18 protein-coding genes are annotated in these 20,254 nt (G+C 64.6%); 1 reads left to right on the forward strand and 17 read right to left on the reverse strand.

Annotated elements, in window-relative coordinates:
* Nucleotides 1-6: 6 nt before the first annotated feature.
* The 15 genes from cheD to K2O51_RS05620 all read right to left on the reverse strand — a co-directional run bounded on the left by cheD (nucleotide 7) and on the right by K2O51_RS05620 (nucleotide 17,041).
* Nucleotides 7-660, reverse strand: coding sequence for a chemoreceptor glutamine deamidase CheD (cheD, locus tag K2O51_RS05550; protein ID WP_140950526.1), 654 nt, complete (start codon nucleotides 658-660; stop codon nucleotides 7-9).
* Complete coding sequence (locus K2O51_RS05555) at nucleotides 660-1,571, reverse strand: CheR family methyltransferase (protein ID WP_181184440.1); 912 nt, start codon at nucleotides 1,569-1,571, stop codon at nucleotides 660-662. Before K2O51_RS05555 ends, cheD begins: the two co-directional genes overlap by 1 nt.
* A 55-nt stretch (nucleotides 1,572-1,626) precedes the next feature.
* Nucleotides 1,627-2,121 (reverse strand): chemotaxis protein CheW, encoded by a 495-nt coding sequence (locus K2O51_RS05560; RefSeq protein ID WP_011301717.1) that lies wholly within the window; start codon nucleotides 2,119-2,121, stop codon nucleotides 1,627-1,629.
* 28 nt (nucleotides 2,122-2,149) lie between these two features.
* On the reverse strand, nucleotides 2,150-4,171 hold the full coding sequence (cheA, locus tag K2O51_RS05565; protein WP_011301716.1) for a chemotaxis protein CheA: 2,022 nt from the start codon (nucleotides 4,169-4,171) through the stop codon (nucleotides 2,150-2,152).
* Between the two features lie 60 nt (nucleotides 4,172-4,231).
* A complete protein-coding gene (gene motB, locus K2O51_RS05570) occupies nucleotides 4,232-5,209 on the reverse strand; it encodes a flagellar motor protein MotB (RefSeq protein WP_011301715.1) in 978 nt (325 codons plus the stop codon).
* Between the two features lie 18 nt (nucleotides 5,210-5,227).
* Complete coding sequence (motA, locus tag K2O51_RS05575) at nucleotides 5,228-6,091, reverse strand: flagellar motor stator protein MotA (RefSeq protein ID WP_011301714.1); 864 nt, start codon at nucleotides 6,089-6,091, stop codon at nucleotides 5,228-5,230.
* A gap of 121 nt (nucleotides 6,092-6,212) precedes the next feature.
* Nucleotides 6,213-6,818 carry a flagellar transcriptional regulator FlhC gene (gene flhC, locus K2O51_RS05580; protein ID WP_011301713.1) on the reverse strand — a complete coding sequence of 202 codons (606 nt, stop codon included), beginning with the start codon at nucleotides 6,816-6,818 and terminating at the stop codon, nucleotides 6,213-6,215.
* Entirely contained in the window at nucleotides 6,815-7,132 is a 318-nt protein-coding gene (gene flhD / locus K2O51_RS05585) for a flagellar transcriptional regulator FlhD (RefSeq protein ID WP_011301712.1), read from the reverse strand. Before flhD ends, flhC begins: the two co-directional genes overlap by 4 nt.
* A gap of 369 nt (nucleotides 7,133-7,501) precedes the next feature.
* On the reverse strand, nucleotides 7,502-8,269 hold the full coding sequence (locus K2O51_RS05590) for a DUF4088 family protein (protein ID WP_011301711.1): 768 nt from the start codon (nucleotides 8,267-8,269) through the stop codon (nucleotides 7,502-7,504).
* A gap of 58 nt (nucleotides 8,270-8,327) precedes the next feature.
* On the reverse strand, nucleotides 8,328-10,112 hold the full coding sequence (locus tag K2O51_RS05595) for a methyl-accepting chemotaxis protein (RefSeq protein ID WP_220630595.1): 1,785 nt from the start codon (nucleotides 10,110-10,112) through the stop codon (nucleotides 8,328-8,330).
* Between the two features lie 79 nt (nucleotides 10,113-10,191).
* Nucleotides 10,192-11,838, reverse strand: a complete 1,647-nt coding sequence (locus tag K2O51_RS05600; RefSeq protein ID WP_220630596.1) for a methyl-accepting chemotaxis protein — start codon at nucleotides 11,836-11,838, stop codon at nucleotides 10,192-10,194.
* A gap of 155 nt (nucleotides 11,839-11,993) precedes the next feature.
* Complete coding sequence (locus K2O51_RS05605; RefSeq protein WP_011301708.1) at nucleotides 11,994-12,470, reverse strand: chemotaxis protein CheW; 477 nt, start codon at nucleotides 12,468-12,470, stop codon at nucleotides 11,994-11,996.
* A 181-nt stretch (nucleotides 12,471-12,651) separates the two neighbouring features.
* The gene (locus K2O51_RS05610) at nucleotides 12,652-13,029 is read right to left on the reverse strand and encodes a response regulator (protein WP_011301707.1); all 378 of its coding nucleotides are present in this window, start codon (nucleotides 13,027-13,029) and stop codon (nucleotides 12,652-12,654) included.
* A 206-nt stretch (nucleotides 13,030-13,235) separates the two neighbouring features.
* Nucleotides 13,236-15,218, reverse strand: coding sequence for a putative bifunctional diguanylate cyclase/phosphodiesterase (locus K2O51_RS05615; RefSeq protein WP_011301706.1), 1,983 nt, complete (start codon nucleotides 15,216-15,218; stop codon nucleotides 13,236-13,238).
* A gap of 110 nt (nucleotides 15,219-15,328) precedes the next feature.
* The gene (locus K2O51_RS05620) at nucleotides 15,329-17,041 is read right to left on the reverse strand and encodes a methyl-accepting chemotaxis protein (RefSeq protein ID WP_220630597.1); all 1,713 of its coding nucleotides are present in this window, start codon (nucleotides 17,039-17,041) and stop codon (nucleotides 15,329-15,331) included.
* Nucleotides 17,042-17,573: 532 nt separating this feature from the next.
* On the opposite strand from K2O51_RS05620, the gene K2O51_RS05625 reads away from it, so the two are divergent.
* Entirely contained in the window at nucleotides 17,574-17,882 is a 309-nt protein-coding gene (locus K2O51_RS05625; protein ID WP_011301704.1) for an H-NS histone family protein, read from the forward strand.
* A gap of 112 nt (nucleotides 17,883-17,994) precedes the next feature.
* Here the strand turns inward: K2O51_RS05625 and galE are convergent, their stop codons facing one another.
* Both galE and K2O51_RS05635 read right to left on the reverse strand, forming a co-directional pair.
* Nucleotides 17,995-19,014, reverse strand: coding sequence for a UDP-glucose 4-epimerase GalE (gene galE, locus K2O51_RS05630; RefSeq protein WP_140949610.1), 1,020 nt, complete (start codon nucleotides 19,012-19,014; stop codon nucleotides 17,995-17,997).
* Nucleotides 19,015-19,149: 135 nt separating this feature from the next.
* Nucleotides 19,150-20,175, reverse strand: coding sequence for a tyrosine-type recombinase/integrase (locus K2O51_RS05635; RefSeq protein WP_220630598.1), 1,026 nt, complete (start codon nucleotides 20,173-20,175; stop codon nucleotides 19,150-19,152).
* Nucleotides 20,176-20,254: the final 79 nt, after the last annotated feature.

The raw sequence follows: 20,254 nt of genomic DNA on the forward strand, positions 1-20,254 counted from the left end.
ATTCGTTCAGGATGGCGTCCGGGACGCCGATGGGCGCGTAAAAAGCTCGCCACCACGCGACGGCGCCGTGCCGGACGTGGCGATGGCGCGCGCCAGCGCGCGCTCGTCGCGCTCTACCGACACCTGGTCGTCCTGGCGCGTCAGGCGGCGCACCAGTGCCAGGCCGGTAACCGGGAAATAGCTCACGCGCCGCGCATGCGGGCCGCGCAGGTCCTGCGCCGCAACGCGGATTTCCTCTGTCTTCAGATAGCGCAGCACGAAGTCCGCGTTACGGTCGCCAATGTTCAGCGTGGTCATGTTGGCCAGCACCGCGCCGCCACCAAAGACCTTGGCCTCCAGGCGTTCGCGCCGCGCGCCCATCTTCAGCAGCTCGTTGATCAGCACTTCGAGCGCATAGCAGCCATAGCGCATCGACGCGGACAGCATGCGGTCCGCGGTGCCGCCCTCATCGTCCGGCAGCATGAAATGGTTCATGCCGCCCACGCCGGCCTTCTCGTCGCGGATGCACGCCGCCACGCAAGAACCGAGCACTGTCGTCAGCACCACGTCCTCGCCGGTCACGTAGTACTCGTTGGGCAACAGCTTGATGGCCTGGCGGTCGAACTCGCGGTCGAAATACTTGCGCGTGGCAATGGCTTCGGGAAGATGAGGCGTACGCATCAGGCCCGTCCCGCACGTGCGGCGTCGGACGCCAGTTCGTACACGGTCTGCCCGCGCAGCTGGAATGCGCGCGTGACGTACGAGAAGTTCTCCGAATGGCCCGCGAACAGCAACCCGCCCGGCTTGAGCAGCGGTGCGAAACGCTCGAGGATGCGACCCTGCGTCGGCTTGTCGAAGTAGATCATCACGTTGCGGCAGAAGATCACGTCGAAGCGGTCGCGGATGCCCCAGTCAGGCGCGAGCAGGTTGAGCGGCTCGAACGCAATGGTCGATGCAAGCTCCGGCTTGACCTTGACCGCGCCGGCGCGCTGGCCCGTGCCCTTCAGGAAGAAGCGCTTGAGCCGTTCCTGCGACAGGCGTGCGATCTGTTCCTCCGTGTACACCCCCGCCCTCGCCTTGGCCAGCACCTGCGTGTCGATATCGGTGGCCAGCACCGTCGCACCGCGGTCCCCCAGCGCCTCGGCGAGCGTGATGGCGATAGAGTACGGCTCTTCGCCGGTCGATGCCGCGCAGCACCAGACGTTGTAGGGCCGGCCGGTCTTCTTGGCGTGCTCGGCCAGCAAGGGGAAGTGATGCGCCTCGCGGAAAAACGACGTCAGGTTGGTCGTCAGCGAGTTGGTGAAATATTCCCACTCGGACGATGTGTCATCCGCTTCAAGGATGGCAAGGTAGCTCGCGAAATCGGTCAGCTGCAGCGCGCGCAGCCTGCGGGCCAGACGCGAATACACCATCTCGCGTTTGTGGCTGCCCAACGAAATACCTGCGCGGCGATGGATCAGCGCGCGGATCTTCTCGAAGTCGCGCTCCGTCAGCAGGAAGTCGCGCGACTCGTCGCGCCGCAGGGCAGCAGACGCCGCGCTGGCGGCGGCCATGCCTTGGGCAAAGCTGGCGGCGTTACGGTTGGGCGTCATGGGTTCGCGTGGCAATACGGGTAATGCGGCAAGATGCGGATCGCGCGTCGGCCGCTCAGGCGGCCTCAGCCTCGATCAGCTCCATCTCGGGGCTGGTGATCAGGCGCTCGATATCGATCAGCACCAGCATGCGGCCTTCGACCGTGGCCAGGCCTGTCAGGTGCTCGGTGGACACCGACACGCCGAACTCCGGCGCCGGCTTGATCGCTTCGCCGGTCAGCGTGAGCACGTCCGACACGCCGTCCACGACGATGCCGACCACGCGGCCCGCCACGTTCAGGATGATCACGACGGTCTGGTGGTCGTAGCGCACGTTGCCCAGTCGGAACTTCAGCCGCAGGTCGACGATGGGCACGATCACGCCGCGCAGGTTGGTCACGCCTTTCATGAAGTCGGGCGCGCTAGCAATGCGCGTCACGGTCTCGTAGCTGCGGATCTCCTGCACCTTGAGGATATCGATGCCGTATTCCTCCGTTCCCAGCGTGAAGACCAGGAACTCCTGGCCCGAAGCTTCGCTTCCGGGGGTATCGATCTGTCCGATGCCGGCCATGATGTCTAGTTCTCCTTTGGTTGGACGATTACAGCGCCAGCGTCGTTTCTTGCCGGCGCACGCCGGTGCGCTGCAGCGCACCGACATCGACGATCAGCGCCACGCTGCCGTCGCCGAGAATGGTGGCGGCGGAAATGCATGGCACCTTGCGGTAGTTGGTTTCCAGGTTCTTCAGCACGACCTGGTGCTGGCCGATGAGCTGGTCCACCAGCAGCGCGAAGCGCTTGCCTTCGGCCTGCAGGATCACGGCGATGCCCTGGGTCGGCTCCTGCAGCGCGTCAGCCACGTTGAAGACGCGGTGCATCTCGAGCAGCGGCAGGTATTCGCCGCGCACGTGCATGACGCGGTCGGCGTTGGCTGCGGTATGGATGTCCTCGGACTTCGGCTGCAGCGACTCCATCACGCAGTTCAGCGGCAGGATGAAGGTTTCCTCGCCGACCTTCACCGACATGCCGTCGAGAATCGCCAGCGTCAGCGGCAGCACGATGCGGATCGTGGTGCCCAGGCCCGGACGGCAGCTGATCTCGACATGGCCGCCCATCTCCTGGATGTTCCGCTTGACCACGTCCATGCCCACGCCACGGCCGGAAACGTCGGTCACGACTTCTGCCGTAGAGAAGCCCGGCGCGAAGATCAGTTGCCAGACTTCTTCATCACTGATGTTCTCGGACACCGGCAGGCCGTTCTGGATTGCCTTGGCGAGAATGCGCTCGCGGTTCAGGCCACCGCCGTCGTCGCTGACCTCGATCACGATATTGCCGCCGTGGTGCTGCGCGGAGAGGATGAGCTGGCCGGTCGGATCCTTGCCCGCGGCGACGCGCTTGTCCGGCGTCTCGATGCCGTGGTCCAGGCTGTTGCGCACGAGGTGGGTCAGCGGGTCGATGATGCGTTCGATCAGGCTCTTGTCGAGCTCGGTCGCCTTGCCGAACGTCACCAGGTCGATCTGCTTGCCGAGCTTGCTGGCCAGGTCGCGGACCAGGCGCGGAAAGCGCGAGAACACGTAGTCCATCGGCATCATGCGGATCGACATCACGGCTTCCTGCAGGTCGCGCGCATTGCGCTCGAGCTGGCCCATGCCGGAGAACAGGCGATCGAACAGAACCGGGTCGAGCGACGACGCGGTCTGCGCCAGCATCGATTGCGTGATAACGAGTTCGCCCACCAGGTTGATGATCTGGTCGACCTTCTCGGTCGGCACGCGGATCGAGCCCGACTCCTGATTGTGGGCGGCCGCTGCGGCCGGCTTGGTCTTCTCCTTGGCAGCGGGTGCCGGCGTGGCGGCGACCGGTGCGGCCGCAACCGGCGCTGGCGCCGCAGCGGCAACAGGCACCTCGGCCAGCGCGGGAGCCTGAGCCGATGCGCCGGCTGCCTCGACCACGATCTGGTCGGCATCGATCACGAAACAGCAGACGGCAATGATGTCGTCAGCGCTGCACTGGCTGTTGAGCCAGATCGCCAGTTCGCCGTTTTCTTCGTGCTGCCCGGTGATCTCGCCAAGGTTTGCAAGCTCTTCGCGCAGCAATGCCTGGTCGGAGGCAGACACCTTGATCAGGCGCACCTTGAGGCCACCGCCGGCAGCGGGCGCCGCAACGGGCGCGACTACAGGTACCGGTGCCGCTGCGGGAGCCGGAGCGGATCCGCCTGCCGTGCCATTCGCCTCCTGGGCAAGCTGCTGCAGCACGGCGCAGATGCGCACCAGTGTTTCCTGATCGGGTTCGGTGCCGTTGCGGTAGGCGTTGAGCTGATCTTGCAACACGTCCTTGGTTTCCAGAAAGGTGTCGATGATGGTCCGGGACAGCGCCAGTTCCTGGCGGCGCGTACGGTCCAGCAGATTCTCGAAGATGTGCGTGGTTTCGGTCAGTGCCGCAAACCCGAAGGTAGCCGCACCGCCCTTGATGGAGTGCGCGGCACGGAAGATCGCGTTGAGGTCTTCCGGGTCGGGCGACTCGATGTCCAGGCCGAGCAGCAACTGCTCCATTTCAACGAGCAGTTCTTCCGCCTCTTCAAAGAAGGTCTGGTAAAACTGTGTGATATCGATATCGACAGACATTGGCGTCCTGACTCACTAAGTTACTGCGCTAAGCATCGCCGCCATGCCAGCGGCCACGCATCATTCTGTCTTTGCCTTCGGCGCCGCCGGTGCTGCCGGTGCTGCCGGTGCCGAAGCGGCCAGCCCTTCGTGCATCGCGCCCGCAACCTTGCCGGCCTGTGCCTTCACCGTGACGTCCGCGGCGCTCGCGTTTTCCGCTTCGAACTGGGCCTGCGCCTTCTGATTCAGCACCACGATACTGATGCGCCGGTTAACCGGCGCCAGCAGGTCGCTCTTGTCCAGCGGCATGGTGGCCGCCAGGCCCAGCACGCGCAGCACCTTGCCCTCTTGCATGCCGCCGGCGATCAGCTCGCGGCGCGATGCGTTGGCGCGATCGCTCGACAGTTCCCAGTTGCTGTACGTGCGCTCGCCGTTGGAGTAGTTCGCCGAGTCGGTATGGCCGGACAGGCTGACCTTGTTGGGCAGATCATTGATCACCGGGCCGATCTCGCGCAGGATGGCACGCATGTACGGTTCCACCTCTGCACGGCCGGTACGGAACATCGGGCGGTTCTGCGTATCGAGGATCTGGATGCGCAGTCCTTCGCTGGTGATGTCGAGCAGCAGTTGCGGGCGGAACTGCTTGAGCATCGGGTTGTTCTCGATGATCTGCTCAAGCCGGTTCTTCAGCGCGCGCAAACGCTGGGCTTCCTGAAACTCGTTGCGGCGTTGCTCGGCGGACGGATCGTTGTCGTGCGCACGCATGACTTCACCGTCCTTGCGCATCACGTCCATGCCGCCGCCGGGAATCACGCTGGGCGTCTGGCTGCTCCTTTCACCGCCGACAACAGCCACCTTCAGCGGCATGCGGAAATACTCGGCAATGCCTTCCAGGGTCTTCTTGTTGGCGCTGGACAAAAGCCACAGCACCAGGAAGAGCGCCATCATCGCCGTCATGAAGTCGGCGTAGGCGATCTTCCAGCTATGGTTGCCGTGCGGTTTGGCGTGCGACTTCGCCCTGCGGACGATGATCGGACGCATATCGTTTGCGCTGCTCATGACGGTGGCTCGGCAGGATCAGCTCAGGCTCTTGACTTCGCGGACGTGGTCGTCCAGCTCGAGGAACGACGGCCGCACCGTGGAGTACAGCACCTTGCGGCCGAACTCGACCGCCACCAGCGGCGCATAACCGTTGAGCGAGGCAAGCAGGACCACCTTGATGCATTCGTAGACCTTGACGTTCTCCGACACCTGCAGCTCGATGCGCGCGGCAAGCGGCGAGACAAAGCCGTAGGCCAGCAGAATGCCCAGGAACGTACCGACCATCGCGTGCGCGATCAGCGCGCCCAGTTCGGCCGGCGGCAGGTCGGCCGAAGCCAGTGCATGCACCACGCCCATCACCGCGGCGACGATGCCGAAGGCCGGCAGTGCGTCGCCGACGCGCGACAGCGCATGGGCAGGGATTTCGGCTTCGTGGCGGAAGGTTTCGATCTCGTGGTCCATCAGGGCCTCGATCTCGAACGCGTTCATGTTGCCGTTGACCATCATGCGCAGGTAGTCCGTGAGGAACTCCATCACGACCGGATCGGACAGGATGCGCGGATACTGGCTGAACACGCTGCTCGCGGCGGGATCGGCGATTTCCTTTTCGAGGAACAGGATGCCTTCGCGGCGTGCCTTGGACAGCAGCACGTACAGCAGCGACATGACGTCGAGGTACAGCTCCTTTTTGTACTTGGAGCTCTTGAACAGGCCCGGCAACGCCTTGAGCGTTGCCTTGAGCGCCTTGGTGGTATTGGTGGCGATGAAGGCACCGGCGGCAGCGCCACCGATGATCACAAGTTCCGCCGGTTGATACAGCGCGCCCATGTGGCCGCCGGTCATGGCATAACCGCCAAGCACCGCCGCTACCACGACGATATAGCCAAGAACTACTAGCACGATCGGATCCCCGTCAAAAAAGCGCGTCAGTCACGCACGATTGCCCGTTGCACGGGCGGACAGGGATGATCCGGTCCACCAGTGCTGCGCAGCTTGCCAGCCTGGCGGACCTCAACCAGGATCAGGCTTCGGTCTGCAAGGCGGCGGCGTTCTTCGAGGGCTTCTTCACCTTCCCGGCACGCGAGGGCGGACGGCACAGGCTGCACACGAAATTCGCGTGCGGCTCATAGGCGTGCGTCACGAACTGTCCACCGCAACACGTGCAGCTGGACAGCTGCAGCATATTGCTCTCGAAGAACCGTACTAACGTCCAGGCACGGGTGAAACTTAAGACTATTTCGCCGCCGAGCAGCGAAACATGCTCGAGATACAGACGGTAAGCGGCCACTACGGCGCGAATACCCACGGTTTCGCCCTCTTGCACCATGAACTGGTACGCGGAGAAGAACAGCGACGAATGGATATTCGGCAGCCAGGTCGTGAACCAGTCTGTCGAGAACGGGAGCATGCCCTTGGGCGGCGAAACGCCCCGCAGCTCCTTGTAGAGACGGATCAGCCGGTCGCGCGAGAGCGTAGTCTCGGCCTCAAGCACCTGCAGGCGCGCACCCAGGCCGATCAGCTCGATGGCGAGCTGGGTCTGGTTGGCATCCTGCAGTACGCTCTTGCGGCTTGGAACGGGCGCGGTGGTAACGCTGCGCGCCGAAGGGGCCTGCAGGAGCGCGGTCAATTGAGCGACTCCACAGGCTGACGGGCAAGCAGGATCGCAGCGTGCATCTGCTGCATATCGTGGTTCTTGGCCGTATGAGTGAGAGTGGACAGAAGCGCGTGGTCGTCAAATCGGAACCTGCAGAGCACCATGTTCGATGCCGCGAGCTTCACGAGTTGCGCCGAGGTCAGCTTAGCGAGAATGTCGGCAATTTCCTTGCTGACACCAAGTCTGAACATGGCTTCCACCTGGTTTTCCCGCACCAGGCGCTGGGCGAGCAGAAGATAGGCGAGGTTAACCTCCCTGATCTCCTGGAGAACTTCACTGCTTTCCAATTTTTCCCCGCTACCAAAAACCTGCCTTGCGCTTGTCCGGCGCTTACCGGCGGCCCAGTAGGGGGCTTCCGGCGACCAGATCGTTTACATGCGTGTCAGGCAGGTACTACGTACGACAATAGGAACTTCAGCCCGGTCGCACTTACTTCCTCGTACCGACTCGTTACAAGTGTTACAGAGTGTAAGTGAAACTGTTACGTTTATATCGGCAATCCGCCCGCAATGCCAATCCCTACTTACGCGGGGGAAACCCCAATGTCGCACGGAAGATACATGGCTGTACGAATTTTGTAACAAATCGACCGTGCAACAATTGATGTAACGCAATAGTGGAACGGATAAGTCATTGCATGCGCTGACTATCACCCACTACCGGGATTCCACTATTGACGAATTGGAATGTGACGAATTGAACAACCGTCTGAGCCAGGCAGCCAATCGTGCGAATACATCGTCCGGGGCGTCCTGGAACAAATGTGGCCGTGCCCGGGCGGCTTGTTCGAGCACGCGGTTGGCTTCTTCAAGCTGGATAGAGCCGTATTGCAGCGCCAGCGTCAACGTCGCACGCAGTTCCCCGACGCGCGACCGGCCGAGCGTTTCATTGTCCTCGGTCTGCAACGCATACATCAGGTCATACGCGCGCTGCCGCAGGCTTTCGGCCAGCACCCAGGCCGGCGTTCGCATGCGTTCCTCCAGCACGCGTACATCTTCGGCCGACGCGGCAACCTGAGACGCCAGGGCGTCCGTGAACGCTGCATCCGCCCCGCATTCGGCCAGCACCTGGGCGGCCCATTCGCGTGCGTGCTCGAAGCGCTGTTGCGGGTTCCAGTCTGACTGCACGGCGAGGCCGAAGCCAAAGCGTCGCGCATCGCGCATCAGCGACGACAAAGCGTTGGGAAGCTGCTTGTCGAACACCTTGCGCGCCCAGCCGTATTCCCCGCTGGCCAGCAGCCGCATGACGGCGCGCTCGGTCAGCGGACCATCATGCTGGAGCAGCCGCGCGCGCAGGAAGTCGTTGAATTCAGGCGGCAGGAAGTCCTTGTCGAAACCCGTCGACAGGCTGACGAAGTCGTCGAACTCCCTGCGCAGCCTGGCCACCTCGTCTGGCGACAAGGCCAGGGTGATATTGGTATTCATGGCATCGAAGGCGAAGGCGGGCGGCAGGCCGTAGCAACCGATTGCCGCCCGCCGGGGCTCAGAACGCGCTCCAGTCCCCGTTGTCCGCGGCGGCGAGAGCGGCCGGGCGCGGTAGCGCACGGGCCTTCGCCGCCGGCTGGCTCGTGGGCTCCGCGGCATCTGCAGTCGGTGCGGGCTTGCGCGCCGACGCGAGTGCGGCCTTGCCGGTTGGGCGTGCCGTGGAATGGGCTGCGGCAGGCCGTTCGAAGCGGGCCGAGGCTACCGAGCCATCCGCAGCCAGACGGAACGTGGCGACCACCGTCTGCAGGCGGCCGGCCTGGTCCTGGAGCGAGCCTGCGGCGGCTGCAGCCTGCTCCACCAGTGCCGCATTCTGCTGCGTCACCTCATCCATCTGCGCCACGGCCTGGTTCACCTGTTCGATGCCCGAGCTCTGCTCGGCCGAGGCCGCGCTGATCTCGCCCATGATGTCCGTCACGCGCCGCACAGCCTGCACGATCTCGTCCATGGTCGTGCCAGCCTGGCCCACCAGCGCTGTGCCGTTGTCCACGCGCGCCACCGTGTCGCCGATCAGGCCCTTGATTTCCTTGGCGGCATTCGCGCTGCGCTGTGCAAGGCTGCGCACCTCGCCTGCCACGACCGCAAAGCCACGACCTTGTTCGCCCGCACGTGCGGCTTCCACCGCCGCGTTCAGCGCCAGGATATTGGTCTGGAACGCAATGCCTTCGATCACGCCGATGATGTCCACGATCTTGCGCGACGCTTCGTTGATCTCTTCCATCGTGTTCACCACGCGGCCGACCACTTCGCCACCGCGCACCGCGGTTTCCGACGCATTCGCTGCCAGCCCGCTCGCCTGGCGCGCGTTGTCTGCGTTCTGGCGCACCGTGCTGGTCAGCTCCTCCATGCTCGATGCCGTCTCTTCCAGCGACGCCGCCTGCTGCTCGGTGCGCTGCGACAGGTCGTTGTTGCCCGCGGCAATCTCGCGCGATGCCGTGGCGATCGACTCAGCCGACTCCTTGAAGTCGCGCACCATGCCCGACAGCTGCTGCTGCATCTGCTTCATGGCGTGGACCAAGCTGTCGCGATCGCCGGCACGCGTCTTCACTTCGGCGGAGAAATCGCCATCGGCAATGCGCGAAGCAATGGCCACGGCGTAACTGGGCTCGCCGCCGAGTTGACGCGACAGCGCGCGCGCCAGGAAAGCGCCAAGCAGCACCGACAGCGCCAGGCCGCCGAGCACGAGGCCGAGCATCCACAGGCGCGTGCTCGTATAGACGCTGCGCGCCTCTTCCATGTTGGAGCGTGCGCGGTCATCGCGGCGCTTGACCATCGTGGCCATGATCGCTTCAAGCGCATGGCTGTCCTTGAGCAGGTCTGCGCTCTCGCTGAACACGCTGCTTTCGAACTGCGAGGTATCGAGCGGCTGCTTGCTCACGAGCTCCGTGTACTTGCCCATGCGTTCGCGGAACGCCGGCGCCAGCGTCTGGTATTGCTTGACCAGCGCCTTGCCCTCCGGCTGTTCGAACTTGTCGGCCACCTGCTTCACGCGCTCGTCCATGGCGGCGAGCGACTTGGTGATCTGTTCCTTCTCGGTGCTGCGCTCGCCCATGGTCGATGCCGACAGCAGCGCGATCTGCGCACGGCTGGCATAGACCAGATTGATATTGGCGTCCTGCACCGCTTTCAGCGCCTGCAAGTCGTTGTTGTAGATCTTGCCGGTCCAGTCGGCCATGCGCCCCATATTGACGACGCCGAGCAGCCCCATGAAGGCACCGATCACTGCGACCACCAGGAACCCGCCAACCAGCCGGGTCGTAACCCGCAGTTGATTGAACCAATGCATAGAAATCCCCCTTGTAACGAATGATCCGGGTACGCCCCACCGGCGTGCGGTAGCACGCGGCCGTCGCGCCCTGCCTGTCTCAAGCCTGCGCCAGCGACAGCACCCCTTCTGTATCGGCGCGGCGCGGCCGCTGGGGCCGCACCTCTGCCTGCATGCTGACGCGGAAGGTCGCTACCGCGTCGCGCAAGCGTCCCGCCTGCTCTTCGAGCGAACCGGCCGCCGCTGCAGCCTGCTCGACGAGTGCCGCGTTCTGCTGTGTCACTTCATCCATCTGCGCCACGGCCTGGTTCACCTGTTCGATGCCCGAACTCTGCTCGGCCGAGGCCGCGCTGATCTCGCTCATGATGTCCGTCACGCGCTTGACCGCCTGCACGATCTCGTCCATCGTCGTGCCAGCCTGGCCCACCAGCGCTGTGCCGTTGTCCACGCGCGCCACCGTGTCGCCGATCAGGCCCTTGATTTCCTTGGCGGCATTCGCGCTGCGCTGTGCAAGGCTGCGCACCTCGCCTGCCACGACCGCAAAGCCACGACCTTGTTCGCCCGCACGTGCGGCTTCCACCGCCGCGTTCAGCGCCAGGATATTGGTCTGGAACGCAATGCCTTCGATCACGCCGATGATGTCCACGATCTTGCGCGACGCTTCGTTGATCTCTTCCATCGTGTTCACCACGCGGCCGACCACTTCGCCACCGCGCACCGCGGTTTCCGACGCATTCGCTGCCAGCCCGCTCGCCTGGCGCGCGTTGTCTGCGTTCTGGCGCACCGTGCTGGTCAGCTCCTCCATGCTCGATGCCGTCTCTTCCAGCGACGCCGCCTGCTGCTCGGTGCGCTGCGACAGGTCGTTGTTGCCCGCGGCCACCTGGTGGGTCGCCGACGAAATGCTGGCCATGCCTTCCTGGATCTCGTGCACCACGGACAGCAGGCTGCGCTGCATGGTCTGCATAGCCTGCGCGAGTGCGCCGACCTCATCGTTCGCGCGATGTTCAAAACTGGTGGTGAGGTCCCCTGCGCCCATGCGCAGAGCAAAGTCGAGCATTTCGCGAACGGGACGATGCACGCGCGACAGCAGCATCGTGCCGGTCGCGAAGGCGGTCACGACCGCCAGCACGAAGCCGCCCCACAGCCAGGGACGTACCGCGGCGACGGCGTCGCCACCGAATGCTTCGGCGGCCAGCAGCGCCGCCAGGAACCACACCAGGCCGCCCGCTTGCGACCACAGGATGCGCCGGCGCAGGTTCAGGCGCGTGGCACGGCCGACCCATCCCGCCATGCCGGTACGCACCACCGCCCCCTCGCGGATGGCCAGGCCGCCCGCGCGTCCTTCGCGGAAGCGCGCGTAAGCGGCGCTGGCCGCCTCGACCTGTTCGCGTGTGGCCATCGAGCGCACGGAGGTATAGCCCACCAGGCGACCATCGATATGGGTCGGCGTGACCGTCGCGCTGACCCAGTAGTAGTCGCCGTTCTTGCGGCGGTTCTTGACCACGCCCACCCACGAACGGCCTGCCTGGATGTTCTGCCACAGGTCGGCAAAGGCCTCCGGCGGCATGTCGGGATGACGCACCAGGTTGTGCGCCGCGCCCAGCAGTTCCTGCGCGCTGAAGCCGCTTGCCTCAACGAACGTACGGTTGGCGAACGTGATGCGGCCTTTGAGGTCGGTACGCGAAATCAGGTAGTCGTCAGGGGAAAGCTTGTATTCGTTTTGCGTGACGGGTTGGTTGTTTCGCATGTATGACATTAACTGCTTGCTTTGGGCACGGCGGCTGCGATTGCGGCACCACTCAAAGCGGTTTGGCGGGGGTGCGGCGGCACGGGTGGGTGCCGGCTCCGCTGGCCGGGCGGGCTTGGGGCCCGCGGCCGGAGCGATCAGCGTTCGGGCGTGGCTCAGGCCAGCGCTTCGAGCGCGGCGAGCTCTTCGGTATTGAGGAGCTTTTCGATATTCACCAGGATCAGCATGCGCTCGTCGACCGAACCCAGCCCGCGGATATAGTCGGTGGCGAGTTCGCTGGTGAAGTGAGGCGTAGGCTTGATCTGCGCCGGCGACAGCGTAAGCACGTCGGACACGCCATCGACGACGATGCCGGTGGTGCGGTCGCTGAGGTCGACGATGATGACGACCGTGTACTGGTCGTAGCTGATCTTTTCCTGGCGGAACCGGATGCGCAGGTCGATGATGGGCACGATGGTGCCGCGCAGGTTGATCACGCCCTTGATGTAGTCCGGCGCATTGGCGATCTGCGTTACGGACTCGTAGCCACGGATCTCCTGAACCTTCAGGATGTCAACGCCGTACTCCTCGCGCCCGAGCCGGAACGTCAGGAATTCTTCGCCGGCGCCTTCCGCCTTGTCGATCTGTTTCATCGTTGCTTGCCCCCGGTTGGCTGCTGGTGACTCGTGTCCGCCGATGCACCATGCAGGCGCCGGCGGCACGGGGACCTTTTCACTTTGTCCCCCCGTTATTTACGGCAGCGCGGCGAGTGCCTGAAGGGCTACGCACGGCAATTCGACCCCTTCGTTAGTGGGGGATTGCGTGAATGGCCGTTCAGTTGCCCAGCTCGGCCACCGCGGCCATGAGCTGGTCGGGATCGAAGGGTTTCGGCAGGAAACCCGATGCCCCGGCCTCGCGGGCCTGCTCGCGGATGCGGTCGTCGGCTTCGGTGGTCAGCATCAGGATGGGAATGCCTGCATAGCGTTCGGTCGCGCGCAGATGGCGGATCAGCGTCAGCCCGTCCATGCCCGGCATGACCTGGTCGGTCAGCAGCATGTCGAAGCTCGCTTGCGCCGCGAGCGCCTGTGCCTGGTCTCCATCGGCGGCCTCGGTCACTGCATAGCCACCGGCACGCAGGCATGCGGCAATCATGCGGCGCAGGGACGGCGAATCATCGACGACGAGGATGCTGGGAACAGACGTGGCAGGCATGGTGGCTCCGTGGACGCACGGCGGTTGGATCCGACAGGGGCATGGCGCGACCGGCGGCGGACAGGCCGGCGCGGGCTGCGGGGATTGCCGTCAAGGCAATGGCGGCCTGCCGCATTGGATATCGGCAGGCTTGTGCAGCAGCTTGAGGGAATCAGGGAATACGCGGAGCGTGTTGTGGCCGTCGCACGCCCCTGATGCGCTGCGCGTCAGCGCACCGCCTGGACTTCGCGGGCGGCGGCCTTCTGCTCGAGCGCCTCGGCAAATCCCGCGGCGTCCAGCGGCAGCGACAGCAGGTAGCCCTGCACCTCGTCGCAGCCCATCTCGTTCAGGATCTCGAGTTGCGACGTCGATTCCACGCCTTCGGCCACCACCTTCATGCGCAGCTCGTGCGCGAGCGCCACCATGGAGCCGACAATGGCCCGGCCCTGCGCATCGGCATCGAGGCCACCGATGAGCGTCCGGTCAATCTTCAGCGTGCCGACGCGCAGTCGCTTCAGGTAGCCGAGGCTCGAATAGCCGCTGCCGAAGTCGTCCAGCGCCACCTGGATGCCGAGCGATTGCAGTTCGGCCAGCGTTTCGAGCGACTTGGCGATGTCCTTCATGGCCGCCGTCTCGGTGATTTCGAGCGTGATGGCCGACGGCGGAATGTCGTGCTGGTGGATCTGCTCGAGCAGGTATTGCGGGAAATTGCGGCTGGCGAAGCGCAGGCCCGATACGTTGATGGCCACCGGCACTAGCGGCAAACCGGCGTCCTGCCACTGGCGCACGTGCCGGCATACGCTGGCAATGACCCAGTCGTCAAGCTTATCGATCTGGCTGGACTGCTCGGCCACGGCAATGAACTCGGCCGGGCTGACCTGGCCAAGCGCCGGGTGGCGCCAGCGGCAAAGCGCCTCGGCGCCGACCACGGTGCGCCGCCGCGCGTCGAACTTCGGCTGGAACTGCAGCGACAGCGCATCGTCCTGAATCGCCGTCCACAGGTCGCGCCGGATCACGCGCGTGCGGCGCGCGCGCTCGCCGGCCGCACTGTTGAACAGGCGCACCTGGTTGGAGCCGCTTTCGCGCGCCTCGGTCAGGCTCACGCGGGCGGCCTGCATCAGCGACTCGGACGTCTGTGCATCGCGCGGATAGATGGCAATGCCGATGTTCACGCCGATCTGCATCTGCAGGCCGCGCGACGCCACGAACTCGGCCAGCGAGCCTAGCACGCGCGAGCCCAGTTCCTGCGCACGGCCATGGTGGACCATTTCGGGCACCCCGACCGCAAATTCGTCGCGCGCGAGCCGGGCCAGGAAATCGTGGGGTTCCAGCGCGGCCTGCGCCAGCGCGCCGGCATCCTGCGCGAGGATGTCGTCCGCGCGCACTTCAAAGACTTCGTCGACTTCGCGGAAATCCGCGACATGGATGAGCAGGACGGCGCAGCTGCTTTCGGCCAGCCGCGCCTGGGCGATCGCCTGGTCGAGCCAGCGCCCGAATGCGACGCGGTCCGGCATAGCGGTAGCCACGCTGTACTCGGCCACTGTGCCCTGGCCCCGCGCGCCAGGCCGCACGACCAGACGCCCGGGAATCCGTCCGCTACGCCGGATCTGCCGCGACTCCACCACGCGCAAGGCGCCGGCCGCTTCGTCAGACAGTTCGTCGGTAGCGCCAGCCGCATTGCGCCTGGGAGCAGGCACCCAGCCGCGGGACTGCGCCTTGTGGACGAGCAACATCAGCAGGCACAGCGCGGTCAGCCCACCCGCCAGCCAAGCCGGATGCGGCAATCCCGCCGCGTCGATGCACGCGCGTGCGGTCATGGAGCCTGCGCCACAGACCCGGCCAAGCCGGGTACCCGCGACCGCCACCAGCCCGGCGCCGGCCAGAGCCGAGGCAATCGCCGCGCCGCGCCAAAGCCGCGCGCCCTGCCTGAGCCACGCAAACAGCAACTTGCCCGCCGAGGTGGCCGCCGCGGCAACGGCAAAGGCCGCAGCGATCTGTGCGGTTTCATTGGCCGCAGGCACCGCGCCGGAGCTGATCACCACCACGAACGGCAATCCGACCGTCAGTTGCGACAGCAGCGCGGCGGACCAGGTCAGCGCGCGCAATGGACGGCGAGCCCCCACCTCCGGCCGTGCCTGGCGACCGCCGAGAACGGCGGCCACGCCGAGCAGGGCGGCCAGCAGCAAAAGGGCGGTACTCAAGGCGATCATTCGATTGCGCGGAAATTAGAAGAATGCGCGAACAGTCGGGCAATCCGAGGCAAACCCCGAATCATGGCACTTTGCGGTCGCTCTGTGAACAAGGCAATACTTCATCCGTGCTAGAAAGCGCTCCAGTCGTCGTCCGCGCCACGCTGTACCGCCGCAACCGCGCGGACAGGACGTACCGTGACGGACGAGCGGGCCAGCGTTGCCGCCGCGCGCGGCCTGACCGGCTTGGCCTGTGGCGTGCGTACGGCGACCTGCGCAACTGTACCGGCTCCGCCGCCTACATTGAATACCGAAACCACGCTCTTGAGCTTGCGAGCCTGTTCTTCCAGCGAACCGGCGGCCGCGGCCGCCTCTTCGACCAGCGCGGCATTCTGCTGCGTGACCTGGTCCATCTGGGTGACGGCCTGGTTCACCTGTTCGATACCGCTGGTCTGCTCCTGCGAGGCAGCACCAATCTCGTTCATGATGTCCGTGACCCGGCGCACAGCCTGCACGATCTCGCCCATGGTCTGGCCCGCCTCCGCCACCAGGCGCGTCCCGCTTTCCACGCGCTGGCCGGATTCACTGATCAGCGCCTCGATTTCCTTGGCCGCGGTCGCCGAGCGCTGCGCCAGGCTGCGCACTTCGCCCGCGACCACCGCAAAGCCCCGCCCTTGCTCGCCCGCGCGGGCCGCTTCGACCGCGGCATTGAGCGCGAGGATATTCGTCTGGAACGCGATGCCTTCGATCACGCTGATGATCTCGACCACCTTGCGCGACGCGTCGTTGATCTCGTTCATGGTGTCGACCACGCGGCCGACCACGTCTCCACCCTTGACGGCGATCTGCGAAGCCTCGCCAGCCAGTATGCCGGCCTGGCGGGCATTGTCTGCGTTCTGGCGCACCACGGTCGTCAGTTCTTCCATGCTGGCCGCAGTTTCCTCGAGCGAGGAAGCCTGCTCTTCCGTGCGTTGGGACAGGTCCAGGTTGCCGCTGGAGATCTGTTCGGTCGCCGACGCCATGGAGTCGGCGCCGACACGGACCTCCGACACGATCTTTTGAAGGCTGTCCTGCATGGCCGCCAGCGCCTGCATCATGCGTCCGACTTCGTTGCGGGACACCGTGCTGATGCGCGAGGTCAGGTCGCCGCGCGCGATCCGCTCCATCACCGTCAGCGCTTCCTGGACCGGGCGCACGATGGCGCGGTTCAGCGTCACCGTGCACAGCGCCGCGATGGCAAGCCCGGCGACGATCAGCACGATCGACAGAATGCGGATCCGCTCGAAACGAGCCTGCGCCGCGTCGAAGTTGTCCTGGCCGGCGGTCAGCTGGAATTTCTGCAGCGCCTCATGCGCTGAAGACATGGCACGCTGCAGTTCGGGCAAGACCTTGCTGGCCAGCCTAACCGCCTCTTCCTGGTTTCCGGCCAGTGAAGCCTTCTGCAACGGCTCGATGCCATGCGTCATGAAGTCGGCGCGCTTGCGTGCGAGTTCATCGGCGAGCGCCTTCTCCTGGTCGTTCTGCGGCAGGCTCGCATAGCGCTTCCAGGCCGAATCCGAGGCTTCGACGAAGACCCTGGAGCGGTCGACGTTGACCTTGGGATCGTCCAGTTCGCCCTGCATAACGTTGCGGTCGAGCGCCAGGCGCATGCGGACCGTGGCCAGCATGGCGTCGCTCAGCGCCATCGTCGAGGCAAGCTGGTTCGAATACGTTTCCTTCAATGCGTCATTGCTCTGAGAGATTCCGTGCAGCCCCGCGCCCCCCATCAGGATGAGCAGCAACGACAGCGTGGCCATGGCGCCCCTTAACAGGGTCTTGATCTGGATATTGTTCTCAAATGACATGATGAATGCGACGGTAGGCAATCCGCAGGACACACCCTTGGTCCCGGTACGGCGAACCGACACCCCGACGATCCGCCCTGCCCGGATAACGGCTTGCACACTTGGTTCTTGAGACAATCCAAATCCCGCGGGACGTCGCGTTGAAATGTCGGATATACCGCACGTGACGTATCTCCGACATCGCCTTTCATGCGAAAAATGACATTTCGGGCAAGTTTGTCGCCGCACCATGCGGGATTATCTGTATTTCAATAGCGAAGACCGGCGCGCACCGGCGCGACAAGAGCGAGAAAAAACAATTGACCCATTTGTCCCAGTTCCACAGGGCCGCTGCGGCGGGGAATTCGCCAGCAAGTGCAGGCCAAACCGGCGAACAGATGGCGACATGGCATGCCCCGAAAAGTTCATGACAAAACCGCTGGAGAATCTTCCTAATTTTGCATGCGAAACGCAGGTGAAGGATTTGCAGCGGCGCGGGAGCCCGATATAATGCTTTTCGACATACCGCACCCACCCGATACCCGAGGATCAAATGGCGACTTATCAGGAAATCGTTCAGAAAATCAACGAACTGCAAAAACAGGCCGAGGAAATCAAGGCACGCGAGCAGGCCGCAGTGATTGCCGATATTCGTGAAAAAATCGACCAATATGGCCTGACCGCGGAAGATCTCGGTTTTGGCGTGAAGGCCGTGGCCGGCAAGAAGGCGACCAACCGCAAGGTACCCGTGCGTTATCGCGACAGCGCTGGTAACACCTGGACTGGCCGCGGCAAGCGTCCGGGCTGGCTGACCCAGGCCCTGGCGGCCGGCAAATCGGTGGACGATTTCCTGATCCGCTGATCATTCGGTTGCTTCTGCCAAAGCAAAACGCCACGGAAACCTCCGTGGCGTTTTTGTTTTCTCAGCGTTTGCCGCAAACCGCGGCAACGCAGAAACGGGTACGCCCCAGATTTCAGGCGTCAAAACCATTGGGGTTGGTGGACTGCCAGCGCCACGAATCCTCGCACATGCGATCAAGGCCGTGACGCGCGCGCCAGCCCAGCAACTGGTGCGCCAGCGCGGGATCGGCATAGCACGATGCAATATCGCCGGGGCGGCGCGCCACGATCTCGTAAGGCACTGGGCGTCCGCTCGCCCTCTGGTACGCCGCCACGACCTCCAGCACGCTGTAGCCACTGCCCGTGCCAAGGTTGACCGTCATGCTCTGACCGCGGTCGCGCAAACAGACCAGCGCGGCCAGATGGCCATCAGCAAGGTCGCAGACGTGGATGTAATCGCGTACGCCGGTGCCGTCCGGCGTCGGATAGTCGCCGCCGAATACCATGAGTTTTTCACGGCGGCCGCCAGCCACCTGCGCGACATAAGGCATGAGGTTATTCGGGATCCCGCGCGGGTCTTCGCCGATCAGCCCGCTTTCATGCGCGCCAACCGGGTTGAAATACCGAAGGTAGGCAATGCGCCACTCGGGATCCGATTTTTCGAGATCGCGCAGGATTTGCTCGCCCATCAGCTTGGTCTGGCCATAGGGGTTGGTGGCCGACAACGGGAAATCCTCGAGAATGGGCACCGCATGCGGATTGCCGTAGACAGTGGCTGACGAACTGAACACCAGTTGTTTTACCCCGGCGTCGCGCATGGCCGCGCATAGCGTAAGCATGCCGTCCAGGTTGTTGCTGTAATACTCGAGCGGCTGGCTGACGGATTCCCCTACCGCCTTGAGCGCAGCAAAATGGATTGCGCCGGTGATGTCATGTTCGGCGAACAGGCGGTCCAGCAGCGCGCGGTCGCGGACATCGCCCTCGACAAAATGCGGAGTCTGCCCGGTAATGGTTGCCAGCCGGTCTACCACCACGCGGCTGCTATTGCACAGATTATCGAGCCCGATCACCTTGTAGCCGGCATTGAGCAATGCGACCCAGGTATGGGAAGCGATATAGCCAGTAGCACCGGTAAGCAGCAAGGTCTGGGACATGGAAATTCAGTAATCAATCAGAAAAACGATGGGCGAACATCGACCATCGGAGGGCCGACTCAGCGCGTTGTGTGCAGCACAGCACACGCCGGAACAACCACTATTATCGCCGACGCTGGCGACGGCTTGCCTGAATCAGCCGCCCGCCGCGGCACTTGCCGGCAGCAGGCCAGCACGGGCCACCCACGCTTCGTGCGCGGCGCGCAGCCGCCAGCCAGACTCGAAATCGCGCATGCCGAGCCACTGCGCCACCATTGCCGGCGATGCACCAGCCTCGAAATGCATTGCGCCGCAGGTGTTGCGCAGGGTCTGCGGCGAGGCGCGTTCACTGCGTGCCGACAGCACGCCAGCCTCGTCCAGCAGCAATTCCACCCGCCGATAGACGGACGCCGCATGCAGCGGCCGCCCGCTCGGCATGGCCGGGAACACCAGGTCGCCGAGCGTTCCCGATGCTTCGCGCAGTGCAAGCCAGGCCATCAGCGGCCGGTGAGCAAACGCAAACAGCGGCGTTTCATAGGTGCGACCGCTCTGCGGCTTTGCCATGCGCAGCATCACGCGCCCGGTGCGGTTGCTGTCGATGGCCATCGTACGCAGCGCGCGGACTTCGCCAACCTTCAGCCCCGCGCCCAGCAGCACCGCCACCAGCGCGGTATCGCGCGCACGCTTCCATTCGGTGGGCGAAACGCCGGCACCATCCGCGGCAGCTTCGCCGGCAGGGCCGAGCACGCGCGCGATCAGCAGGTCGCGCTCGCCGGGCAGCAGGAAAGCCGTCGGATCGTTCTCGCCCTCGGCCAGATGCGCGCGCACCGCCTGGCTCGCGGGGTTGTGCAAGCCATCCTGCAGCCGGGCGAGATGGTTGTAGATCCGCTCGATCAGGCGCGCATAGCGGTAGCGATGCGACTTGTGCAGGTCCTGCTCGTCCAGGAACTCGCCGATCTGGCTGGCGGACCAGGACAGCGGCGCCAGGCCGCGTTCGGCCGACCACCGCAGCAGTTTTCCCCACATCGCTCGATAGACCACGCTGGTGCCATGGCGGAAACCGTTGCGCGCAAGCCAGCCGTCGAACGCACGCTCGGGATGGCTGTGCCAGCTTGCCAGGTCGGCATCGAACAAGGCTGCCTGGGGTCCATCCGCGCTGGACTCGCTGTGCTGAGTGGTCACTGACTCTCCGGCAGAAGATAACGGCAATGCGCTAATTGTAGACAACCCGTCACTGCACGGGCGCTCGGCGCCCGTGACT

This window comes from Cupriavidus pinatubonensis, from assembly GCF_019602855.1.
Classification (GTDB): domain Bacteria; phylum Pseudomonadota; class Gammaproteobacteria; order Burkholderiales; family Burkholderiaceae; genus Cupriavidus; species Cupriavidus pinatubonensis.

Coding starts and splice junctions, on each gene's coding strand:
- cheD (WP_140950526.1), bottom strand. CDS start 660: ATGCGTACGCCTCATCTTCCCGAAGCCATTGCCACGCGCAAGTATTTC.
- K2O51_RS05555 (WP_181184440.1), bottom strand. CDS start 1,571: ATGACGCCCAACCGTAACGCCGCCAGCTTTGCCCAAGGCATGGCCGCC.
- K2O51_RS05560 (WP_011301717.1), bottom strand. CDS start 2,121: ATGGCCGGCATCGGACAGATCGATACCCCCGGAAGCGAAGCTTCGGGC.
- cheA (WP_011301716.1), bottom strand. CDS start 4,171: ATGTCTGTCGATATCGATATCACACAGTTTTACCAGACCTTCTTTGAA.
- motB (WP_011301715.1), bottom strand. CDS start 5,209: ATGAGCAGCGCAAACGATATGCGTCCGATCATCGTCCGCAGGGCGAAG.
- K2O51_RS05590 (WP_011301711.1), bottom strand. CDS start 8,269: ATGAATACCAATATCACCCTGGCCTTGTCGCCAGACGAGGTGGCCAGG.
- K2O51_RS05595 (WP_220630595.1), bottom strand. CDS start 10,112: ATGCATTGGTTCAATCAACTGCGGGTTACGACCCGGCTGGTTGGCGGG.
- K2O51_RS05600 (WP_220630596.1), bottom strand. CDS start 11,838: ATGCGAAACAACCAACCCGTCACGCAAAACGAATACAAGCTTTCCCCT.
- K2O51_RS05605 (WP_011301708.1), bottom strand. CDS start 12,470: ATGAAACAGATCGACAAGGCGGAAGGCGCCGGCGAAGAATTCCTGACG.
- K2O51_RS05610 (WP_011301707.1), bottom strand. CDS start 13,029: ATGCCTGCCACGTCTGTTCCCAGCATCCTCGTCGTCGATGATTCGCCG.
- K2O51_RS05615 (WP_011301706.1), bottom strand. CDS start 15,218: ATGATCGCCTTGAGTACCGCCCTTTTGCTGCTGGCCGCCCTGCTCGGC.
- K2O51_RS05620 (WP_220630597.1), bottom strand. CDS start 17,041: ATGTCATTTGAGAACAATATCCAGATCAAGACCCTGTTAAGGGGCGCC.
- K2O51_RS05625 (WP_011301704.1), top strand. CDS start 17,574: ATGGCGACTTATCAGGAAATCGTTCAGAAAATCAACGAACTGCAAAAA.
- galE (WP_140949610.1), bottom strand. CDS start 19,014: ATGTCCCAGACCTTGCTGCTTACCGGTGCTACTGGCTATATCGCTTCC.